Below are 22,418 nucleotides of genomic sequence, written 5' to 3' on the forward strand. Positions count from 1 at the left end.
CAGCACACATTCCGCTTGCTCAACCACTATGTATTTCCCAGGAAAGTAGGTGTGTCATGAATGAAGCACATGAAATTACACGTATTCTGTTTGAAGACTTTTCAAACTGGTCAATTTATCTTTTCTACGTAATTGGCTATACCGCTATCGGTATATTCCTTTACGGTGTTTATGTGCAGATTCGCAAGTATCGCCGCGGTAAGCCTGATGCTTCCTGGGGTGAGTTTTTTGCACGCTTTGCAGATATGTTCAAGACCATGGCAACGCATCGCACCCTGAAACGACGTGATAAGTCAGCGGGTCGGGCACATGCACTGATATTTTTCGGCTTTGTGCTGCTGTTTATCGGCACAGCCACGATTACCCTCGAATACGACATTCTGGAACCCCTGTTTGGGATCACGTTCTGGTATGGCGACTTCTATCTGTGGTTTTCATTGATTCTGGATCTGGCTGGTGTTGGCCTGATTGCCGGCCTGATTTATATGATGTATCGCAGAAAATGGTTAAAGCTGCCCAAGCTTGACTATGCCCGTCCGGATCGTGAACCCGGCGATCCGGATTATGATCGTAGCGGCTACCGCCGTGAAGACTGGGCTTTTTTATGGGCGCTTATCCTCATTGGTTTTACCGGCTTTTTACTGGAAGCGGCACGACTGGTCTGGTTAAGTGATACCGCGACAGTCTGGGATTATCGCTGGTGGTCACCCATCGGTGCGCTGATGGCGCATATGATGATGGGGCTGGGCATGGGCGCAGAAGCTGCAGGCAATTTCCGCCTGGGATTGTGGTGGTTTCACGGTGTATTGGCTTTGGCCTTTATCGCGCTGATTCCTTATACCAAGGTCAAACATATCTTTACCGCTTCAGGCTCGCTGATGTTCCGTGATCCGATGGCCGGTAAGCGTTTGCCGAGTGTTCCCGAAGATCAGGAAGATATTGGTATCAAAACCATTACAGATCTTACCTGGAAACAGTTACTTAATCTGGATGCCTGTACCAAATGTGGCCGTTGTCACGAAGCCTGTCCGGCCAATGCGGTTGGTGCACCGTTATCACCACGGGATGTGATTCTGTCTCTGCGTGAGTTTGCCAATAAATCATTGCAATCCAAGGAACTGCCTGAAAAAGCAGAGCTGGATGTGCATGGCAAGGATGTGGGACAGGTGTTTATGGAAACGCTGTGGTCCTGCAGAACCTGTCTTGCCTGTGTGGAAATCTGTCCGGTTGCGGTTGAGCATGTGCCAATTATTGTGCAAATGCGTCGTAAGCTGGTGGATGAGGGAAATATGGAACCCATACTGCAGAAAACCATGCAGTCAATCCACAAAAACGGCAACTCGATGAATGAATCGAAACGTAAACGTCCACGCTGGACCAAGGAATTGCCGTTCACTATTAAAGATGCCCGTAAAGAACCGGTTGATGTGATGTGGTTTGTCGGTGACTACGCGTCTTTTGATCCGCGTAACCAGGTGGTGACCCGTTCTTTTGCCAGGTTAATGAAGCAGGCGGGAGTTGATTTTGGCTTGCTATATGAGGCTGAAATGAATGCTGGTAATGATGTGCGCCGGGTCGGTGAAGAAGGACTCTATGAGTTCCTGGCCAATGCCAATATCAGTACTCTGGAAAAATGCGATTTCAACTCGATTGTGACCACCGATCCACACTCATTCAACACGATTCGTAATGAGTACCCGGATTTTGGTGGTGAATTTGAGATTCAGCATTACACCACATTGCTCAAACAGCTATTTGAACAGGGCAAACTCAAACTCAGTAAAAAACTGGATTACCGCGTCACCTTCCATGACCCATGTCATCTTGGCCGTTACAACAAAGGCTATGACGCACCACGTGAACTGATCAAACTGCTTGGCTGTGAGTTGATCGAGATGGACCGTAATCGTGACAACTCCTTCTGCTGTGGTGCGGGTGGTGGTCGTATCTGGATTCCGGATCCGGTCGGCATTGAAAAGCCGTCAGAGAACCGCATGCGTGAAGCCGCAGAAATTGAAGAGCTTGATGTGTTTATCGTGTCATGTCCGAAAGATCTGACCATGTTTGAAGATGCACTGAAAACAGCAGGATATGAAGGCAAGTTTGTGGTGAAAGAACTGATTGAACTGGTCAACGAATGCGTCGAGTTTGATGAAGCAGAGGTCATCGATGCCGATGTTGTTTCCGCCTGATATCAGCCTGCCGAATAGTGCCGATGCACTGATTGACTGTGTGATAAACAGTGGTGATCTGCATAGCGCGGCGGCCGTGTATGAACTGGCTCAGGGCGAGAAGAAAAAACAGTTACGCGATTTACTCTGTGAGGAACGGCGTAATACATTGCTGCTGGCCCGTTGGGAGCATACACCCGCGGCAGTCCTGCAAATGCTGGCAGAGATTGATGATGAAACCGTCAGATTAAGACTGGATAAGAATCCTGCCAGTCGCGCCGGTACGCTGAACACGATTTACAAAAACAGTGGTCACGACCGGCAGTTGCTCTGTCTGTTGACGCAGCATGCACATAGCTCATCGACATTATTGAATCGTCTGGCAATGAGCGAGGATGATATACCGATCCTCAAATCCATTGCTGCACATCCAAATACCGATGCCAATACACTGATGTGCCTGGAAAAGCATTATCCCGGCATGTTTGATAATGAACTGGCGGTTCATGCAGAAACGCCGACGGAGTTGCTTGAAACGCTGTACCAGCGTGGCAACTGCTTTATCCGATCTGCCGTGGTCTCACATATACGCTGTCCTGAGCATTTGTTGGATTCAGCATTTAATGAGACGGATACAACCATTTTACGTCACCTGGCAGCGAACCCAAGGTTAGACTCGGAAAAACTGGCTGTTCTGGCTCAACATGATGATGTCAGTGTGCTTCGTACTCTGGCTGGCAACCCATCATTAGGTGCTGAACTGGCCAATCAGATGATCCAAAACAGCTCCAATAGTGTGCGTCGTACTCTGGCCAGTCGAACGGACCTGACGGCTGAAAATCTGCAACGACTGGTTGATGATGATGACCATTGGGTCAGACAGTGGGTAGCCCGTCATCCGAAGTTGCCTGATTTGCTGCTCAATCAATTGGCTTCGGACCAGAATGATGAAGTTCGCCGTGCCGTGACAAGAAATCCGCAGACACCTGTCGACATTCTCAGACAACTAGCTGAAGACAGCAGTGTCTGGGTCAGGGCAGGCGTAGCTTATCAGAAGAATACGCCAGCAGATGTACTCAGCACGCTATCTGAAGAAAGTGATGTGGATGTGTTGAGCGGTGTGGCAAGTAACCCGAACACCCCGCAAGCCATTTTAATCAGATTGTCCGGCTCCCAACAAACCGATATTCGGCGTGGCGTGATTATCAATCCACAGGCTGAACGCGACACTCTTCTGCCGTTGCTTGAAGACCCATATTACTTACATCGCCTGCTGCTGGTCTCCAACCCCGCGTTGAATGATAACGACCGCTGGAGCCTGCATGACGATCCTGATCTATCTGTTCGATTCATGGTTTTTAAATGGTTTGCACAGAAATATTTGCAGCTTTAGCTGCTTTAGAAATGCTGTTTTATACAGTCAACTAGGAGAGAAATCTGATGAAAATACTGGTTGCAGTTAAAGAAGTCGCTGCATTAGATGAAGACTTCGAAATTCGTGATGATGAGCTTGATGTCGATGAGGACTTTCTGCTTTACGACCTCAACGAGTGGGATGATTTTTCACTTGAAGAAGCGATGGTTATCAAAGAATCATCTGACACCGAAGTCGAAGTGGTTGTGGTATCCGTTGGCCCGGAAAGGGTCGATGACATTCTGAGAAAATGCCTGGCTAAAGGGGCCGATCGTGCCATCCGGGTTTGGGATGATGCCATGGAAGGTTCTGATTCAGTCACGATTGGTCGCATCCTGTCAGCGGTCGTCGAGAAAGAAAAGCCGGATATGGTATTTGCCGGTGTGCAGTCATCCGATGATGCAGCCGGTTCAACCGGTATTTCCCTGGCTGCCAGCCTGAACTGGCCACATGCCGCCGTTGTGGCAGGACTTGAATATCAGCCTGGCAGCAACAAAGCCAAAATCACCCGTGAACTTGAGGGTGGGCTGTCACAGATAGTGGAAATTGATTGTCCATCCGTGCTGACCATTCAACTGGGTATTAATACACCACGTTATGCCTCATTGCGCGGTATCAAGCAGGCGGCAGCCAAACCGGTTGATGAAATCAGTCTGGCTGACCTAGGGTTAAGTGACAGCGATGTCGGTGTGGATGCTGCTTTGTCACGTGTTCGTCGTATGTATATTCCTGAAAAAGGTATGGCCTCGATGATCGAAGGCACACCTGCCGAACAGGCCGCCAAACTGGCTGAAATTATTCGTGAGTTCAAAGGGGAATAACCATGAAAACATTCTTATTAATTGCTGAACACCGTCGTGGCGAACTGCGACCTATCTCACTGGAAGTTATTGCGGCTGCGCAGGAACTGCGTCAGGCTGATGACAAGGTCGTTGTGGCAGTGATTGGTGAACAGGCTGAAAACTATGTCGCGGATCTGTCGGTGGCCGGGGTTGATGAAATCATCAGCGTCAAGACGGGCAGCGTCGAGTTTGATCCGGATATCTTTGAATCTGTTGTGACTTCGCTGATGGAAAAACTGGATCCGGAGGTTGTTCTTTTGCCTCATAGTGTGGATTCACTCGGCTACGCGGCTACTCTGGCTCGCAAGGGTAATTATGGATTTGCTACCGATGTATACGGCCTGCAATACGATGGCGATGAACTGGTGGCCACACGCTCCGGATATGACCAGAAGGTCAATGTGGAACTTGATTTCCCCGGAAAGCAGTGTGTGTTGTTAACCATTCGTCCAAGCGTATTCAAAGCGACGGAGGAAAGTGCTTCGCCAACGGTTTCTGTTGAGGATATGACCAGTATCGGGTCACGCAGTACCAACCTGGAGTTTGTTGAAGCCGGTGGCGCTGATGACATTGATATCACAACGGTTGATTTCATTATGTCGATAGGCCGGGGTATTGCTGAAGAAGCCAATGTGGAACAGTTCCGCGAGCTGGCTGAAATGGCGGATGCCACCTTGTGCTGTTCTCGCCCCATAGCGGATTCCGGCTGGTTGCCAAAATCCCGTCAGGTCGGTCAGTCAGGCAAGGTCGTCGGATCCTGCAAATTGTATGTTGCGATGGGCATTTCCGGGTCGATTCAGCATATGGCAGGTATGAAACATGTGCCGACTATTGTTGCGGTGAACAGTGATCCGGGTGCTTCTATTTTCACTATCGCAAAATACGGCATCGTCGGTGATATTTTTGAAATCGAAGAAGAGTTGCGCAGCCATTTTGAATAGGCTGGGCTAATTCACAATTAGACTTAGTTAAATCGCGGGCTGGCGGGGATAACTGGCAGTGTCTGCCTTGGCAGACATCCCCGTTGGTTTCGCGACCTACATGAAGGAAAAGCGGCATGACAGATGATCTAAAAGTGTCAGCAACGAAAGCGGGTCTGAATGGCAAAGGTCTGCGGATCGGTATTGTACAGTCACGCTTTAACCCATCGATAGGCAGTGCGTTGGTCAGTGGTTGTATTGATGAATTGAATCGTGCGGCGGTAGCCAGCAATGACATTGTGTTATTTACCGTGCCGGGAGCACTGGAAATCTCATTGATATTATCTGAGCTGTCTGAAAGTGGTGGTTTTGACGGTTTAATCGCATTGGGCTGCGTTATTCGGGGCGAAACCTATCATTTTGAAGTGGTTTGCAACGAGTCAGCTCGTGCCATTACCGAGATCCAACAGCATTTTCGTATCCCCATCGCCAATGCTATTTTGACGACTGAAAACGAAGAACAAGCGGTCAGCCGTGCCCGTATTAAAGGCAAAGAGGCTGCCCAGGTTGTACTGGAAATGATTCAAATTCAGCAACGAATTCACCAGCTTCCAAAATCCATGTCTGCCTGATCCAAATTTCCCAAACCTTTTTAGACCTTTGCTGAATACGTTCAGCTGAAGGGTATTTACTCCATAGGGAGTACGCCATCTTGGGAATTTTAGAGTATTGCCTGCTGGGCTATGGTTTGGTTTAGCCATAAATTTTAATGACTGCGGAGATCATAATGCTTAGAAATTCAATCCTAAATGTGCGTCATAAGGAACTTGGTTCCTTACTGGATGGGGATACCTGGAACAATATGCCGATTCCCTGGAGCTATAAATCCAATCCGGACGAAGAAGTGATTGCGGTACGTACACGCGCAGGCCTGTATGACGTATCGGCTTTGAATATTCTGAATGTCAGTGGTCCTGATGCAACTGTGGTATTGGATCAACTGGTGACGATTGATGTCACCACCATGCAACCGGGGTTTTCCAGATTGGCCGCGGAAGTGGATGAGACCGGTGCGTTATGTGATGACATTATGGTGATTTGTGATGCGCCAAACAAATACCGTCTGTCTCATGGCAGTGGTGCCACACCGCAGCAACTGGAAAAGATCGCTCAGGGTAAAAATGTCCAGATAGCTCCCGATCTGGATGTGCATATTCTGTCGCTTCAGGGCCCTAAATCACTGGAAATACTGAATCCCCATCTGGATTTTGATTTAGAAACGCTGCCATATTTCCGACATGTTGATGCGAAGCTATTTGGCTGTGATATCAAAATTGCGCGTGGTGGTTACTCAGGTGAGCGTGGCTATGAAGTTTATTGCAGTGCGGATGACGCCATTCATCTCTGGGACATGATTCTTGATAAAGGCAAGCCATTTGGCGCGATTGCCGCCTCCTGGGATTCGCTTGACCTGACCCGTGTTGAAGCCGGTCTGCTGTTTTTCCCTTATGAAATGCCTGAAGGTGATACCACTCCCTGGGAAGTCAATATGGGCTGGGGTGTCGATCTGGACAAGCCTGGCGATTATATCGGCAAAGCGGCTGTCCTGGCCTCCAAAGGCAAAGAACGTTTCAAACAGGCCGGCATTATCTGTCGGAGCGCTGAAGCCGTTGAACCAGGCTCTCGTATTACCCACAACGGTAAGGATGTTGGTGTGGTGACCAGCGCCAGTTTTAGCAATTACCTGATGCAATCCCTGGCACTGGTGCATCTGCATCCGGATTATCTGGCACTCGGTACGCAACTCGTGGTGGAAGACAACCAGCCGGTCAAAGCGTATGTGGCCAAAATGCCTTTCTATGATCCGATGCGCCTGCGTACTCATCCGGAACAACTAAGTAAATAGTCTGCACGGCGGTGGCCAGGGATCCGGCCTCGCTCTGTCAGAATTAATGAGGAAATCTTTATGCAAAGAGGTTACTGGATTAGAAGCAAACCACTTTACGATTCGCTGGTGTGGCAAACCCCGGCGGTGGCACATCTGGTGATTGCCGGGGGTGAGGGTGGTATTGCCGTGCTTAAACTGTTTCAGCAGATGTACCCCAAAGATCCCATTCAGGTGCTGTACACAGATTTAGCCACGGCAAATAAAAACTATTCAGACATTCTTCAGCAAATAGTGCCTGAAGAACTTGAATTATGTGATTCAGAAGAGAGCTTGCTGAATAATCTGGAACAGCGGCTGAAAGACTGCACGATGGGAACCCACTTTTATGTGGCTGGTAGTGAGGCCTTTATGTGGCAAGTATTGCAGAAAACACGTGCGGCAGGTGTTCAGGATGTTGATGTGCAGAAAGAGTTGTGCGGCACGCTGGCAAGACCGGTGTATTGCGTTCACTGCAAAACGATTACCCGTGATGTTCATCACAACGTCTTCCCATGTAGCAATTGTGGTCGACATCTGTTTGTCCGTGACCATTTTTCCCGGCGACTTGGTGCCTATATGGGGGTGATGGTCGATGCGGAAGAACCGGGCAACATTCCACAGATTGAAGAGGTTTATCCATGAGTATCCTGAACGTAAGAGTGGCCGAAATCGAACAGGTCACCGATGTGGTGAAGCATTTCACGTTAGTCGAAGAAAATGGTCGGCCATTACCACGGTTTTCCGGTGGCAGTCATGTGGTGGTGTCGATGAATATTAATGGGCGTATTCATCGGAATCCTTATTCGTTGATGGGATCACCGGAAAATACCGACAGTTACCATATTTCGGTTCGGCGACAGGAGAAGTCACGCGGTGGTTCGGTGTTTATGCATGACGGTGTCAAGGTCGGTTCCGAGTTACAGATAACTTATCCAGTCAATCTGTTCAGCTTGTCCAAATTGGGCAAAAAACACATCCTGGTTGCCGGAGGGATTGGCATTACACCATTCATGTCACAAATCGCTGATTTGAATCGACTGGGTGATGACTACGAAATGCATTACGCCTTCCGCTCAGCAGAACATGGTGCTTTTGTCGAACAATTAAAGCAGATGTGTGGCGATCGTCTGCATCTGCACATTGAGAGTGAAGGCCAGCGGATTAATTTTCAGAACCTTCTTTCCAACCAGCCTCTGGGTACCCATATCTATGTGTGTGGGCCGGAGCCGATGGTCAATGCGTTATTACTGACGGCCAAAGATTTGGGCTGGCCAAAAACGCATGTGCACAGTGAGCAGTTCCTGGCACCACCTATCGGTGAATCATTCATGGTACAGCTGGCCAAGTCCAATATGGAAATTGAAGTGCCGGGTGATATGAGCATGCTCGAAGCCATGGAAGAGGCTGGCCTGGAACCCGATTTTCTCTGCCGTGGCGGTGCGTGTGGTCGCTGTGAAGTAGAAGTTCTGGAGTGCGATGGCGCACTGATGCACAACGATCATTATCTGTCTGATGCGGAAAAAGCGTCTGGCAACAAAATCATGCCCTGCGTATCCAGGGCCCGCTGTCAGAAATTATTACTCAATATCTGAGGACGTCTTATGAATACTCCAGCCTTTAAAAAAGAAACTTTTCGGGATGATTACACTTTCCGTAATTCACCTGAGGCAATACGGCGTTTTCCGTTTCCGTTTGCCGAGGATGAATACATGTACAGCGTCAATATTGAGCAGCATGTTTCAACCAATCCCGGATCGGTTTTTGAACATGCCATCGATATTGATGAGCATTACATTGCCGAATGTGAGGATCGACGCCTGACTCTTGAACGCGACTCGACGCGTTATATTGCCTTGCCGCACATGATGGATGCTCAGTGGGACATGGTCGAACTGATTATGGAATCACTGTCAGCGGATTACCCGCAATGGTTTGAGCTGACCAAGAACGGTGATCAGTGGCACTGGGTGAACAAGCCACTGGAAATTGATCAGACATTTACTTTTGGTGATACCAGTACCTTACCGATGGAGCCGTTTGAATATATCTCACGCCAGGTTCAGGGTGACTGGATCATCATGGATCATCGTGATGACGATTTATTTGCTGATATGGGGATGGTCACCAGTCAGGCTGACTGGTCAATTGCCTTTGATGCCGGTATGTCGTTCAAAGAATGGCATGGTCCGGTTCCGCAGGCAAATGAAATCGGCATTTTTGACCGGGCACTGAAATATTTGCTGCATCTGCAATATGGCAGTCCGGTACGTCGGCTGAACTGGACCATGACGGTCAATCCGCGTCTGGATACTTCTCCCGAAGAATTTCCTTTATGGGGACCTGATAATGCTTCAGTGACGCCGGAGAACGTCGGCGAAAAAGTACATCTTCGGGTTGAGCTGCAGGCGCTATTCCGTCTGCCACGCAGTAATGCCATTGCTTTCAGTGTACGTGGTTATCTGATTAGCCTGGATGAGTTGGTCACCTATCCAAAATGGGCAAAACGGCTACGTCGGGTGCTCACCAATCTGCATCCGGATCTTTCTGAATACAAGGGTCTGGATCTTTATCGACAAACGGTCATCGACTGGCTTGAACCATTAGAAGACGGTGCCGAGCTGTCATTGGGTACGCAGCCGGAATAAAGCGAGTTTCAATGTGCGCTGATAAATATTTTCAGACAGAAAAATATACAAAGCGCATCAAAAAAAGACACACAACCAGGGCAGCGCTGATCAGCTGCAGATAAAAGGTTATCCACTTCAATTTGATTTTTAATTGTTTTGATGATGTGGGTCACTATAACAACGACAACTAACCGTTCAGGAGCAATATAATGCAATTAAAAAAAATATCAGCACTCTGCTTGGCTGCCTCATCCATGTTAGTAGCAAATACAGCTATGGCATGGGAAAGCGAAGACGGTGCACATTCAGTAACAGCCAATGTCTTATTAGGTAGTGATTACGTTTTCCGTGGTATTTCACAAACCGATAACAACCCGACCATTCAAGGCGGGATTGATTACGGCCATGCCTCTGGATTGTATGTCGGTACCTGGGCATCAAATGTAGATTTTGATGATGCTGATTTTAGTTCAGAGTTCAACCTTTACGGTGGTTTTGCCAATGAAATTGGCGAAACTGGTATCGGCTATGATATCGGTGCGATTCGTTACTATTATCCTGGTACAGGTGGCGGTGCTGACTTTAATGAAATCTACGGTAGCTTAAGCTACAGCTATTTCAGTTTCGGTATTGCACACTCCAGTAACTTCCTGAATCTGGATGAAGACGGTACATACTACAACCTTGGTTTTGAATATGGCCTGCCATACGACATCACTTTGATGGCACATATTGGTTATCAGGATTTGGATAGCGATCTCGGTGAAAGCTACACCGATTACCTGATCGGTGTATCTAAAACCATGTTTGACCTGGACTTCGCAGTAACATGGACTGACACTGACAGTGACGGTGAAGACTTCGCTGGTGATAAAGATTTGGTCGACAATATCTTTACTTTCAGTGTTTCAAAATCTTTCTAAATCATTCATGGTTTGTATCATGATTGATTTATGTTTCATGATAAAGCACCCCTTCAGGGGTGCTTTTATTTTATCTGGACTGATTTTCCAGCATGTCTCGTAAGCCAAACTCCAGTTGCGATAGGTTATCGTTGCTTAGATCGATAACGACACCTTCGAGTGCAAGCAACTCACCACTGGCGGAAAAGATACCTTCGCCTTGTTCCATAACCCAGCGGGACTTATTGGTGCGGGTACAGATACGGTAAATCATCTGGAATTTGCGCTGTTTGGCTATTTGTTCCTGTACATGTTCCCAGCAACGTGACTGATCCTCAGGGTGAATCAATTGCATATAGGTCACATTATTCGAATTTATCAGCTCATAAGGCTGATATTCAGTGACTTCAAGACAACTGTCACTGACAAATTCAAACGTCCAGTCACGATCATTCTTACAGCGGTAAATCATGCTTGGAATATTGGTCATAATCATATCAACTGGTGAATGACGATTATGTTTCTGGGAGGCTTCAAGTTGTTTGAGCTGGGTGATGTCGGTCAGTGTGCCAATCACACTGGAACGTTCACCCTTGAAGTTTGAACTGCGTGAAGCACGGATTTCAATCCACCGAAATGAACCGTTTTTGGTGATGACGCGACATTCGATTTGAAAATATTGACGTTTACCCTGAATAAGTGAATTCATTCTTGATTCAACCAGCAAAATATCTTCAGGGTGAATAAAACTTAAAAAGGGTTTGTTTATTGATTCTGAAATACTAAAGTCAGTAAGAATTTCCCATGCGGTATTCGCATATATAATTTCCTGATCAACATTGTTTATAAAAATGATTTGTCTGATATTATTTAAAAGACTCGGGAAATTAAATTTTTCTGATTTTAATTCTGACTCATTTTGTGATTGTGTAATGGATGAAAACTGTAGCAAATTGAGGTTCGAATCACCTTGTGAGTTGAGTGGTGACAATGAAATGTGAACAGGTATGGTGGTGCCATCAACATAAAGCATACGGAGCGTCAGTGTCTGATGCGGTTCATCGCTTTTTTTCATATGTCTCATGAAATTTGTCAGTGCCGCATGATTGCTCGGATGCACGATATTTGTGAGCGGCATATTTGTGATCAATTCACGCATGCCATTCATTCCCAACTCACGCAGGAAAGCATTATTGGCAAAAATGATATTAAAACCATCAATGACGGCAGAGGGTGTTGACAGTCGCTTTGCCACATCATTGGCCCAACCGATATTCCTGTCGGCTGTCTGATTGCCAGCCAGCATCAATTTCCGTTGACTACGTGGGTAAAAGGCAATGGTGATGACAACGGAAAATAATGCTGCAAATATTGCCGCTGCCACGGCAAAATGTATTTTGAATGGGGCTGTACTGTCCCACCAGGTACCAAATACGATGGCTGTGATCATGCTTAACATGATCATGGTAAATATGATGAGACCCATTGTTCCGACCCTTGAGAACAGCTTTTTCGGGAAGCCCGATTTTGAAGAAATTTGACCTGAAATATATTTTTAAAAGCATACGCCAAAGAGCTGTTTTTTCCAAGCTGATTACGTTGCTTTTATGTATTGCGATGACAACACTTTTAATTCAGGCGGGAACACTTTTTTTATTGGATTATATGCTGTCCAGTCAACGTGCAATTGAGAAAGTAAATGAACATAAGATTTATTGGGATAAACATTTATTTTATTTGAACAATCTGCGTCCTGCTGATGCGCAGAAAACATTGGTTCAAATGAAAAAAAATTACCTGGATGTCGAGCATGAATCCGTTGCATGGATGCTGAATCAGAAAAATGATGCGTTAAAAGCCGCACTGGACGAGGTCAAACAGGCTCAGAAAAACTTTGATGGTGTGGCGAAAATTAACATCCGCATGGCGACTCAGCTAAGACTGGCTGAGAATGTATTACTTTCCTATAAAAATCTGGCTGCTGCGTTACATCGGGACAGTGAAATCAAAATTTCGGTGATCGCTTTGCTAAATGTGATCAGCCTTTTGTTTCTCTACAGTTGCATCATTGCCATTATGCTGGGGGCTAAAAGTTTCCTGGTTGAGCGCATGGACAGGTTGCAGACCTTCCTGATGCTGAAGTTCCCGGCGCAAAAGCATGAACCGAATTCAGATGAGTTTACTCGCCTTGAGCAGCGTATTTTTGAAATGACAGCCAAGATAGAAGGTTATGCATCACAGGTTGCCTGGGCTGAACGAACCAATGAAAAATTGCTTATTCTATTACGCTCGCATGAGTTCATTCTTAATTTCATCGAGATTACCAGCCATGAGATTCTGAGTGAAAAAACGTTGCTTAAAGTGCTTTATTCACTTGAGCGGGCGATGAACTTCAGCAATGTTGCGATTATTTATACAGATGATGCGGCGGTGATTACCAGCGAACAGATCATTTTTTCGCATCATCCACCGCCGAAACTGGACAACCAAAGATTCGATGAACTTCACCGTAACGGCATGTCCAGTTACATGGCACAGAACCAGGAAGGAGAGGAAATTCGCTGTGTTGGCGTGACATTCAGTGGCCCCGCTTCAGCATTAGGCATCTTGTTGATCGAAACTGAAAAAGACCGGTTTCTTGAAAATACCGAAATTCAGGTGCTGGAAATTACCGCCAAACTACTGACAATGGCGACCAAATTTCATAGTCATGACGAAGAAGGGCGTCGACTTGCGGTGCTGGAAGAACGTGCAGCGATTGCCCGTGAGCTGCATGACTCTCTGGCACAGTCTTTATCCTTTATGAAAATCCAACTGGCCCGATTGCAGTCTGCTGGCGATGATAAGGTAAAAAGCGCAGAAATGCTGGGTGAGCTCCGGCAGGGACTTGATTCGGCCTATCGTGAATTACGTGAATTGCTCACCACTTTCCGCGTGCATATGGATTTACGTGGTCTGGGCTACGCTATACAAACCACAATTGATGAATTTTCGCAGCGTTCCAATATCAACATCAATCTTGACTATCGGCTCGTCAATTGCCGCCTGACGGTCAATGAAGAATTTCATATGCTGCACGTGCTTCGCGAAGCGCTATCCAATATTGTGCGGCACTCGAAAGCCAAGAATGTGTCGATATTTCTGGAATTGCGTCAGAATGGGAATGTTGTATTAACCATTGAGGATGACGGTATAGGTTTTACTGCGAAGACAAACACTTATGATCATCATGGTCAGATCATCATGAAGGAACGTGCCAACAGCCTGGGAGGCAATATAGAAGTTATGGCCAAGCGCCATGGAGGCACCCGTGTTCGGCTGGTGTTTACACCAAAATCAGTACAATAATTATTAAAGAGAGAAAAAAATGACTGAGAAAATAAGAGTACTGCTGATTGATGACCACCCTTTATTTCGCAAGGGGGTAGGGCAGATTATTTCGGATGATCCGAGTTTTGAAATTGTCGGTGAAGCGGCTTCCGGACAGGAAGGGCTGGATCTGGCGCTGGACGTTAAACCGGATCTGGTTTTGCTGGACCTCAATATGAAAGGCATGAATGGTCTGGAGACATTACGACGTTTCAAAGCGACAGATTTGGATGCCCATTATGTGGTACTGACGGTATCGGATGCAGAAGAGCATTTGCTTGAGGCATTACGTATCGGGGCTGATGGCTATTTGCTAAAGGATATGGAGCCGGAAGATTTGCGCAGCAATCTGCTTAAAGCGGCTGTCGGTGTCACTGTGCTGCAGGACAGCATGACCGAAATTTTAAAGAATGCGCTCATCGAACCGCATCATAAAGTGAATGCTGACGATGTGAATCTGACGGTACGTGAAAACGAAATTCTGGAATGTCTGGCAGAGGGAATGAACAATAAGACGATTGCCCGCAAGCTGGATATTCGAGATACCACCGTAAAAGTGCATATCAAAAACATCCTGCGTAAGCTTAATCTGACTTCAAGATTGGAGGCGGTCGTCTGGAAGCATCAACAGGACGGCAAGCTATAACGCATAAATTGCTGCCGACAAACCTTCATCAGGTTTGCCGGCAGCAATCACTGGACATGACCCGGAGAGTTTTCCGGGAAACTGAGTCCGTTAATCCTTCATATCGACCATTGCTGGATGTTCTGAAAGATCAACAGACCCTGTTAAATTACAACGCTTTACGCTGACCTACAAAGAAACCGACACCACGAGTTGGTGTTTCAAAGGTAATGGTTTCACCGTTGCCAAAAAACAGCACGTCACCGACGGTAGCATGTACTTTCTGACCGGATTCATCTGTAATGAAAAATTCGCCTTCAGCGACATACTTCATTTCTTCGTAATCGTAGGTGTAAACAAGAGGTTTATCCGTTTTGTTCAGGTGAAAAAAGCCTGCACAAAGTGTTTTGTCCTTGCTGTCCGAAACGATGCTGTCACCCAATGTGGCATTGATACCATCAATACCCATCGTTGGTTGTGGATCTTTTACAGCCTGTTTTTGAAATTTCATAAAATGTCTCCTTCGTTAGTGACGCACCGATTAAATAACGTCACTGGATTAGGAACAATCCTTCTGAAGTAGTACTCAGTTTGTGTAGTCTTTTATAAACAATAACTTGGCTGTTGTTGTAACGGTGGTTCTTGCTTTAATCAAGCATTATCAGATCCGCAGAATATCAAAATCATCTACGCAGATTTTGTTTGCGAAGAAAATACGCGTTTTTTATAAAAAAATTCAGCCATCCAGATCCCCCAGATAATCGCTAATTCCTAAAAAATAAGCCATATCAAGGGTTGTTACCCCCTAAGTGGTAATTAAAATGAGCAATAGACACACCTTTGGCCGGGGCATAGATTCGGTTCCCTGCGGTTGAATTCCCATCCGCAGCTAAAAATATAATAAGGGATACTTTTTATGGAAACAGAAGTCGCAAATTTGTTTGCTGAGCAGGTCAGTTTGGGAATGCTTGTGCAAAACCTGGTTTATGCTTCGGGTACAGTCGGGGCTATTTTTGTTGTGATTGGCTTAATGCTGATTGATGTGGGAGGAGTTCGAAGACGTAATATCTTTAACGCCACGATAGAAAAGATGGTCGGTTTTTTTATCGGTTTTACTGCCTACTTTCTGATTGGTTTCGCTTTTTGGGCATCGCAATATTACATCATGGAAGGTTACACACTGGTTGATACCATGAAAGACTGGTGGGCTGGTGGGGCTCTATCAAATGCAATGGCGCAAAATGTGGATCCGGCAGTTTTTCCGGGTTTGAATAACTTCCAGATCTTTATTTTCTTCCTCGCTTGTTTTGCCGGTATTGTTAATGTGTTGCTACATTTTGCAGTATCAGAACGGATGAAAGCATCGGCTTATTACATTACTGCTTTTGTTGCTACCATTGTTTCATCCATCCTGAGCTGGTTGACTTGGGGATCAGTTGGTCCACTGACCAATATGGGCTTCCATGATTTCTTTGGGGTGGGCTTTGTTTATCTGTTCCCGGCCGGCATGGCAATGGTGTTTGTGCGTAAGCTGAGACCTCGTCCGGGCATGTTCACGGCGCATCCAAACGTCTCTGAATATCGTCCACCAAACCTCGGTCTGCTGACAGTCGGTGTGATGACCATTTTTGCCGGTCTGCCGATGGTTATTTTGTCCTGTCTGTTTTTCTTTGATCCTGAAGCATTGGCAGTCAGTGTGACAATGGCCGATACCAGCGTGGGTATTGCCTTTAACAACTATGGAGCAGCGTGGGCAGGTGGTGCTCTGATGGGAGCTATTCTGGCCTATTCAACCCGTAAATTCAGTTATCTGCTGCTTGGCCCATTGGCCGGTTACGTTGCTGGCGCATCAGGCTTTGACGTTTATGTGCCCTGGCAGATGTTTTTGGTAGCACTGGGTGCGCCGGTTGTAGCGTATTTGATTTATGAGTTCATGCAAAAACGTAATATTGATGAACATAAGTTACTGCCGTTGTTTGCCGGTGTAGGCTCTTATGGTCTAATCATGACGGGGCTGCTGCACATAGGCGTACCGCGCGGTGGTTACCTCGGTATTGAAGAGGGCATCTATGCTTTCCAGCATGGTGAAATTGGCGTATTGATGCAGGTGGTTGGCATTGTGGTGAGTCTTGGTTTTGGTATTGTCACAGCCTTGGTGATGTCGTTTATTCTGAAACATACTATTGGCATGGATGTATCAGATGATGCACAGGCTGAAGGTCTGGACAAAGTCTACTGGGACATCGAGCCGGATGTCGATCCTGTGACTGACAACAAACCTTGATTCAGGTACGTTGAACGTGAAATAGCGTGAACTTGCCTTGCTCACAGTCCCGAAAGTGAATGTAACAAATTTGCATCGGGACTGTGGCTGGGGTGACCATATTCACAGAGCGTTAAAAAAAAACCGGCTTAGGCCGGTTTTTTTGTTTTGTTTTTTAATATGTTGATGGTGGATGATAGCCATCATACTTTCAGGATACCGAGCTTATGAAATCAAAGCTGACGATGACGCATTGCATACATAGTGATACCAACCATAATAACCAGGGATCGCCTCAACCGCCTTTATATGACACCAGTTTGTTTGCATTTGAGAGTACGCAGGCCATGCGGGATGTTATTGAGGGAAAAACACCGGGTGCTTTCTACACTCGCTATGGCATGAATCCAACTATCATTGCATTGGAAGATAAACTTGCTCAGCTGGATCAGGCTGAAGCTAGTCTGGCATTTTCTTCAGGTATGGCCGCAATTTCTGCATTGTTTATGCATTTTGCCAGGCAGGGTATCCTTTGCCTGGGAGATGTGTATGGTGGAACCCGGCAGCTTTTAGATAAGCAATTGCCGGCGTTGGGTCTCAAAACAGCCTTATTGCAGCAAACCGATTTGAATGCAATAGAAACAGCATTGAAAACACATCAACCTGCACTGGTATTTATTGAAACACCAAGCAACCCCACCTTGATTCTGCAAAATATCAGTAAATTAGTTAAGTTGGCTCATGCAAATGGTGCGTTGCTGGCGGTCGACAATACCTTTGCGACACCTGTTAATCAGTCTCCGATCAGGCTAGGTGCTGACTTTACTGTGCAAAGTGCCACTAAATATCTTGGTGGTCACAGTGACTTAACGGCTGGTGTACTGTCAGGGCGTCGTTTGGAGCTGGAGGCTATCAATGAATGGCGTAAAAATCTGGGGCAGACCATTGCGACCGAAGTGGCCCATAAACTGTCTCGCAGTTTGCTCACATTGGCATTGAGAGTAGAGCGTCACAATCTTAATGCTCAGTTAATTGCCGACTATCTGGATACACATCCAAAAGTCCGTAAAACCTGTTATCCCGGATTGGCCTCACATCCGCAACATAGTTTTGTCAGCCAGCAAATGTCTGGCTTTGGTGGCATGGTCAGTTTTTACATTGATGGTGATGCCGCAATGGCGGAGCGTTTTATCGATCTGCTTAAAGTATTTGCCATTGCCCCCAGTCTTGGCGGGGTAGAAAGCCTTGCAACGCAGCCGATTTACACTTCGCATCATGGGTTGTCAGCAGAAACACTTAAACAGGCTCATGTTGACGGCAGTCTGGTTCGGTTATCTGTCGGTTTGGAAGATGTGAAGGATTTAATCGACGATTTGGATCAGGCGTTCAGCCTTTGTTAGTGAACGAATCAGCGCACATTCAAAAAGTAAGAAAGCCTATTTTGCGTTAATGCGCACGTTGCCAGTGCGTTTTTAACGCTTTTCTGCATCAAATTGGGGCATAAAAACGCTCACTACCCAAGTTACAAACCTAACTGTATGACTTTAAAGTGAAAAAATACGTGGCATGGATTTTTCATTGTTTCGCCGGGGTAAATTAAATTTAATTTTAATTAACAGGAGCGAGAAATGAAGATGATAACGGCGATTATTCGCCCGCATGCTCTCGAGTTGGTGAGGGGGGCCATTCAGGATATTGGTATATCAGGTCTTACCGTAACCGAAGTCAAAGGCTATGGGCGACAAAAAGGTCATAGCGAGATGTATCGGGGAGCTGAATACACGGTCAATTTTCAACCAAAAATCAAACTTGAATTAGTGGTAGGGGATGAGGATGTGGCTAAAGCCATTGAGGCCATCTCTGCCAGTGCCAAATCCGGAAAAGTCGGGGATGGCAAAATTTTCGTTTCATCGCTGGAGTCAGCCGTTCGAATCAGAACGGGTGAAACCGGCGAAGCCGCTATTTAGGAGAACAGAATGGATACTCTTGCAATTGAAGTGAGTTATGCGCTGGACACATTCTATTTCCTGATGTGTACAGCGATCGTTATGTTAATGGCAGCCGGTTTTGCCATGTTGGAATCGGGGTTGGTTCGTAGTAAAAATACGGTCGAAATCCTTAATAAAAACGTACTTTTATATAGTATCGCCTGTCTGGTGTATTTCATTGTTGGTTACAACATTATGTATCCAGCGGATCCGGTCAATTCATGGATTCCGGGCATTGATTTCTTCCTGGGTGAAGATAATTCAACAGAATCGGTATTAGCGGGTGGTGAAGGTGCGCCTTATTACTCAGCAATGGCGGATTTTATCTTCCAGGCGGTTTTTGCTGCAGCAACCATGTCGATTGTTTCGGGTGCGGTCGCTGAACGTATGCGTTTATGGCCGTTCCTGGTATTTGCTGTATTTATGGTTGGCTTCATTTATCCGGTAGAAGGTTACTGGAAATGGGGTGGCGGCTTCCTCGATCAACTGGGCTTCCAGGATTTTGCTGGTTCAGTTGTTGTACATATGGCCGGTGCCGCCGCCGCGTTGGCAGCCGTGATTATCATTGGGCCGCGTAAAGGCAAATATGGCAAAAACGGTGAAGTTCATGCCATTCCTGGTGCCAACTTACCCATGGCGACATTGGGTATGTTTATCCTCTGGTTTGGCTGGTTCGGTTTCAATGGCGGTTCAGAGTTAAAAATCGCCAACATCGAAGAAGCCAATGCTGTCGCTAAAATCTTTGTGAACACAAATATGGCTGCAGCAGCAGGTATGGTTGCCGCTTCGTTACTGGCACGATTCCTGTTTGGTAAAACCGACTTAACGATGACCATCAGTGGTGCATTGGCCGGGTTAGTGTCAATCACTGCCGAACCATTAATGCCAAGCCCTGGCCTGGCACTGATTGTCGGTGCAGTCGGCGGTATCGTGCTGGTATTCTCCGTTGTATTAATGGATAAAATGCAGCTTGATGATCCCGTCGGGGCTATCTCAGTCCATGGTACTGCGGGCATCTGGGGGATCTTTGCGGTCATGCTCAGCAACCCGGATGCCACATTTGCCGGTCAGCTGATCGGTACCGTGGTGACCTTTGCCTGGATGTTTATCGCTTCCTTTATCGTCTTGTCGATTATCAATAAATTCGCCAAGCTACGTGTTGATGAAGAGGAGGAAATGGAAGGTATGGATATCAGCGAATGTGGTATGTCCGCTTATCCGGAATTTACTTCTGATAAATAAACAAAGTAGTTTCATTATTCAACCAAAACGCCGGCTTCATAATGCCGGCGTTTTTTTGTTATTAAGAATTATCTATGTTGATAATGTTTTAAACGACTGAAGTTCAATAACTTTTGGAAAAATAGTCTTTCACCATGCCATAGAAAACGACATCCTCTGACGTGGCAATTGGCAGTTTAAAAAATATGAATCTTTCAGATACTGCCCCCTGAATGCCGGTATTTATCAAACGGTTGAGTTTGGGGTGTGTGTGGCATCCTGCTCAGGATGGTAATTTAGTGGAAAGGATGCATATACTGACTGAAACTGCCATTTATTCCTAAGGCGAATAAATATGCGCTACACAATTTTTTTTCTGGTCTCCCTCATCCTTATAGCCGCGATTTCGATGTCATTGCTTGCGGGATTTAAAGTGCATCAATCGCAGTCTGGTTTACTATATGAAAGTATGAAAAGTCTGGATGCGAAGTTAGGGAAAGTTAAAAGCGACTTAGTGGATCAGGACTCTGATATTGGCAGTACGCAGAAGGAAATTACCAGACGAATTACAACAGGGGAAATTGAAACCGGTTTGCTCAATCTGCAAGTTGAGTGGATGCGTTTCAGTAATGCCCGGCAGAGTTACTACGGTACCTATGATTATACTGGTGGTGCGATTGCTGTTGGAGATGACTTCTATCTTCTATTGGATCCGATTGGTGATCTGTATGTTGGAACAGAGCAGCAATGGCCGGAAAAAACACGGATCACGGTGCCCTCCATAGACTACCAGGCATATGAAAATTTGATGCAGAGCGATCCCGCCTACAATAATGTCAGATTCCAAAAGACTCCCTTCAAATATAACGATCTACTTTTACATTCTGGTAATGAGTCAACGACAATCCTGATTTCCTATACCGACATTAACGCCAGTGAGAAATGTTTTCAAAACATAGTTGCAGGTTACGAATTGGAGAGCATAGCCAGCTATGAGTCTTTGAAGACTGTGTTGGTATCCGGTGATGCGTGGAGAATTATTTACAGGTCTGAGCCATGTCTTCCGCTTAAAACGAATTTCTGGGCAGTGATTGGTCAGATGGCCGGAGGTCGTATCGCGCAATACAGCGATGACTTGATTATATTGGAAAACGGAGAGTTCCTGAGGGAGGAGCTAGCACTTGATTCAAACAATCATTATGGAAAGTCTCTTCTCATTAATATTGATACTGGAGTAAGTTCGGTATTTTCAGAGGGACATCGGAATATGGGGGGGCTAACGGTCAGTAATGATACCGTATATGCAGTTGAGCATGGTGCACGAGGGGGAGATGAGCTCAATATACTGAAGCCGGGAGTGCACTATGGCTGGCCAGTAGAAACTTATGGAACGAGTTACAGCCGTTCCCCTATGCCTTTCTCAAACTCGTTTGGTCGGCATGCTGAATTTGCTGCACCGTTGTTTTCCTGGGTTCCTTCGATTGCTCCTTCGGGTATTATCCGTTTGAATGATTTTCATGCGCACTGGCAAGGTGATCTACTGATTTCCAGCCTTGTTGCGGAGTCACTTTACCGGGTCAGGCTCCATGATGACAGAGTTGCTTATGTTGAGCAGATACCATATGGAAAGCGGATCCGCGATCTGGCTGAACTCAACGGAAAGCTCATTGTATTCTCAGACGATATGAGCGTTGGGTATATAACACCAACGGAACTTATAGATATGGATGAAGTGGTACTCGCTTTTGCAGATAAGGCATCTTTAAGTGACAGTCAGCTGAAAAAGCTTGAATCCGGTATTAGTCAATGTATTCAGTGTCATAGTCTGGTTGGAAATGATCACAGCAAAGCACCGGGACTGCAGCACATATATTCAGCTACAGCGGGTAGCGGGATATATCCTGATTACTCGGAGGCGATGCGAAGCGCTGAAATTGTATGGGATGAAGAAAGTCTTGCTCGTTTCCTTGTAGATCCTCAGGAGTTGATTCCCGGCACCAGTATGCAGGCGGCTTCGGTTGATGAAGAGACTTTGCTGCTAATCATTGATTTTCTCAATTATACCGGTGAGATGATTTAACAACTGGTTATCTGATGAACGGTTACTTGGTGTGGGCTAAAACTTGATAACACCAGCTAAAATGGCCCG

Annotated in this window: 19 protein-coding genes; 17 read left to right on the plus strand and 2 right to left on the minus strand. The window is 46.2% G+C overall.

What is annotated here, in order from left to right:
* Positions 1-56 precede the first annotated feature (56 nt).
* The 10 genes from B2W60_RS03085 to B2W60_RS03130 all read left to right on the plus strand — a co-directional run bounded on the left by B2W60_RS03085 (position 57) and on the right by B2W60_RS03130 (position 10,824).
* On the plus strand, positions 57-2,192 hold the full coding sequence (locus tag B2W60_RS03085) for a heterodisulfide reductase-related iron-sulfur binding cluster (RefSeq protein ID WP_292361800.1): 2,136 nt from the start codon (positions 57-59) through the stop codon (positions 2,190-2,192).
* Positions 2,176-3,564 (plus strand): HEAT repeat domain-containing protein, encoded by a 1,389-nt coding sequence (locus B2W60_RS03090; RefSeq protein ID WP_292363621.1) that lies wholly within the window; start codon positions 2,176-2,178, stop codon positions 3,562-3,564. The genes B2W60_RS03085 and B2W60_RS03090 overlap by 17 nt, the downstream gene beginning before the upstream one ends.
* 47 nt (positions 3,565-3,611) lie before the next feature.
* Positions 3,612-4,406 (plus strand): electron transfer flavoprotein subunit beta/FixA family protein, encoded by a 795-nt coding sequence (locus tag B2W60_RS03095; RefSeq protein ID WP_292361802.1) that lies wholly within the window; start codon positions 3,612-3,614, stop codon positions 4,404-4,406.
* 2 nt (positions 4,407-4,408) lie between these two features.
* Positions 4,409-5,368, plus strand: coding sequence for an electron transfer flavoprotein subunit alpha/FixB family protein (locus tag B2W60_RS03100; RefSeq protein WP_292361803.1), 960 nt, complete (start codon positions 4,409-4,411; stop codon positions 5,366-5,368).
* 116 nt (positions 5,369-5,484) lie between these two features.
* Positions 5,485-5,979 (plus strand): 6,7-dimethyl-8-ribityllumazine synthase, encoded by a 495-nt coding sequence (gene ribH / locus B2W60_RS03105; RefSeq protein ID WP_292361804.1) that lies wholly within the window; start codon positions 5,485-5,487, stop codon positions 5,977-5,979.
* Between the two features lie 155 nt (positions 5,980-6,134).
* Positions 6,135-7,253 (plus strand): aminomethyltransferase family protein, encoded by a 1,119-nt coding sequence (locus tag B2W60_RS03110; protein ID WP_292361805.1) that lies wholly within the window; start codon positions 6,135-6,137, stop codon positions 7,251-7,253.
* A gap of 60 nt (positions 7,254-7,313) precedes the next feature.
* A complete protein-coding gene (locus B2W60_RS03115; protein WP_292361806.1) occupies positions 7,314-7,916 on the plus strand; it encodes a dimethylamine monooxygenase subunit DmmA family protein in 603 nt (200 codons plus the stop codon).
* On the plus strand, positions 7,913-8,866 hold the full coding sequence (locus tag B2W60_RS03120; RefSeq protein WP_292361807.1) for a PDR/VanB family oxidoreductase: 954 nt from the start codon (positions 7,913-7,915) through the stop codon (positions 8,864-8,866). Before B2W60_RS03115 ends, B2W60_RS03120 begins: the two co-directional genes overlap by 4 nt.
* 9 nt (positions 8,867-8,875) lie before the next feature.
* On the plus strand, positions 8,876-9,919 hold the full coding sequence (locus B2W60_RS03125; RefSeq protein ID WP_292361808.1) for a heme-dependent oxidative N-demethylase family protein: 1,044 nt from the start codon (positions 8,876-8,878) through the stop codon (positions 9,917-9,919).
* Positions 9,920-10,110: 191 nt separating this feature from the next.
* On the plus strand, positions 10,111-10,824 hold the full coding sequence (locus B2W60_RS03130; protein WP_292361809.1) for a TorF family putative porin: 714 nt from the start codon (positions 10,111-10,113) through the stop codon (positions 10,822-10,824).
* Between the two features lie 70 nt (positions 10,825-10,894).
* On the opposite strand, the gene B2W60_RS03135 is transcribed toward B2W60_RS03130, so the two are convergent.
* The gene (locus B2W60_RS03135) at positions 10,895-12,289 is read right to left on the minus strand and encodes a PAS domain-containing protein (protein WP_292361810.1); all 1,395 of its coding nucleotides are present in this window, start codon (positions 12,287-12,289) and stop codon (positions 10,895-10,897) included.
* Positions 12,290-12,420: 131 nt separating this feature from the next.
* Here B2W60_RS03135 and B2W60_RS03140 point away from each other — a divergent pair, with 131 nt between their 5' ends.
* On the plus strand, positions 12,421-14,151 hold the full coding sequence (locus B2W60_RS03140; protein WP_292361811.1) for a histidine kinase: 1,731 nt from the start codon (positions 12,421-12,423) through the stop codon (positions 14,149-14,151).
* A gap of 19 nt (positions 14,152-14,170) precedes the next feature.
* Positions 14,171-14,818 (plus strand): two-component system response regulator NarL, encoded by a 648-nt coding sequence (gene narL / locus B2W60_RS03145; protein WP_292361812.1) that lies wholly within the window; start codon positions 14,171-14,173, stop codon positions 14,816-14,818.
* Positions 14,819-14,966: 148 nt separating this feature from the next.
* Here narL and B2W60_RS03150 read toward each other — a convergent pair whose 3' ends face one another.
* Positions 14,967-15,308 carry a cupin domain-containing protein gene (locus B2W60_RS03150; RefSeq protein ID WP_292361813.1) on the minus strand — a complete coding sequence of 114 codons (342 nt, stop codon included), beginning with the start codon at positions 15,306-15,308 and terminating at the stop codon, positions 14,967-14,969.
* Positions 15,309-15,713: 405 nt separating this feature from the next.
* Between B2W60_RS03150 and B2W60_RS03155 the strand changes: the two genes are divergently transcribed.
* The 5 genes from B2W60_RS03155 (at position 15,714) to B2W60_RS03175 (ending at position 22,349) form a co-directional block, all read left to right on the plus strand.
* Positions 15,714-17,081: an ammonium transporter gene (locus B2W60_RS03155; protein ID WP_292361814.1), complete on the plus strand. Its 1,368-nt coding sequence runs from the start codon at positions 15,714-15,716 to the stop codon at positions 17,079-17,081.
* A gap of 206 nt (positions 17,082-17,287) precedes the next feature.
* A complete protein-coding gene (locus B2W60_RS03160) occupies positions 17,288-18,460 on the plus strand; it encodes a trans-sulfuration enzyme family protein (protein WP_292361815.1) in 1,173 nt (390 codons plus the stop codon).
* 228 nt (positions 18,461-18,688) lie between these two features.
* Entirely contained in the window at positions 18,689-19,027 is a 339-nt protein-coding gene (locus B2W60_RS03165; protein WP_292361816.1) for a P-II family nitrogen regulator, read from the plus strand.
* 9 nt (positions 19,028-19,036) lie between these two features.
* Complete coding sequence (locus B2W60_RS03170; RefSeq protein WP_292361817.1) at positions 19,037-20,290, plus strand: ammonium transporter; 1,254 nt, start codon at positions 19,037-19,039, stop codon at positions 20,288-20,290.
* Positions 20,291-20,624: 334 nt separating this feature from the next.
* Positions 20,625-22,349 (plus strand): PQQ-dependent sugar dehydrogenase, encoded by a 1,725-nt coding sequence (locus B2W60_RS03175; protein ID WP_292361818.1) that lies wholly within the window; start codon positions 20,625-20,627, stop codon positions 22,347-22,349.
* Positions 22,350-22,418: the final 69 nt, after the last annotated feature.

Source organism: Methylophaga sp. UBA2496 (assembly GCF_002341635.1).
Taxonomy (GTDB): domain Bacteria; phylum Pseudomonadota; class Gammaproteobacteria; order Nitrosococcales; family Methylophagaceae; genus Methylophaga.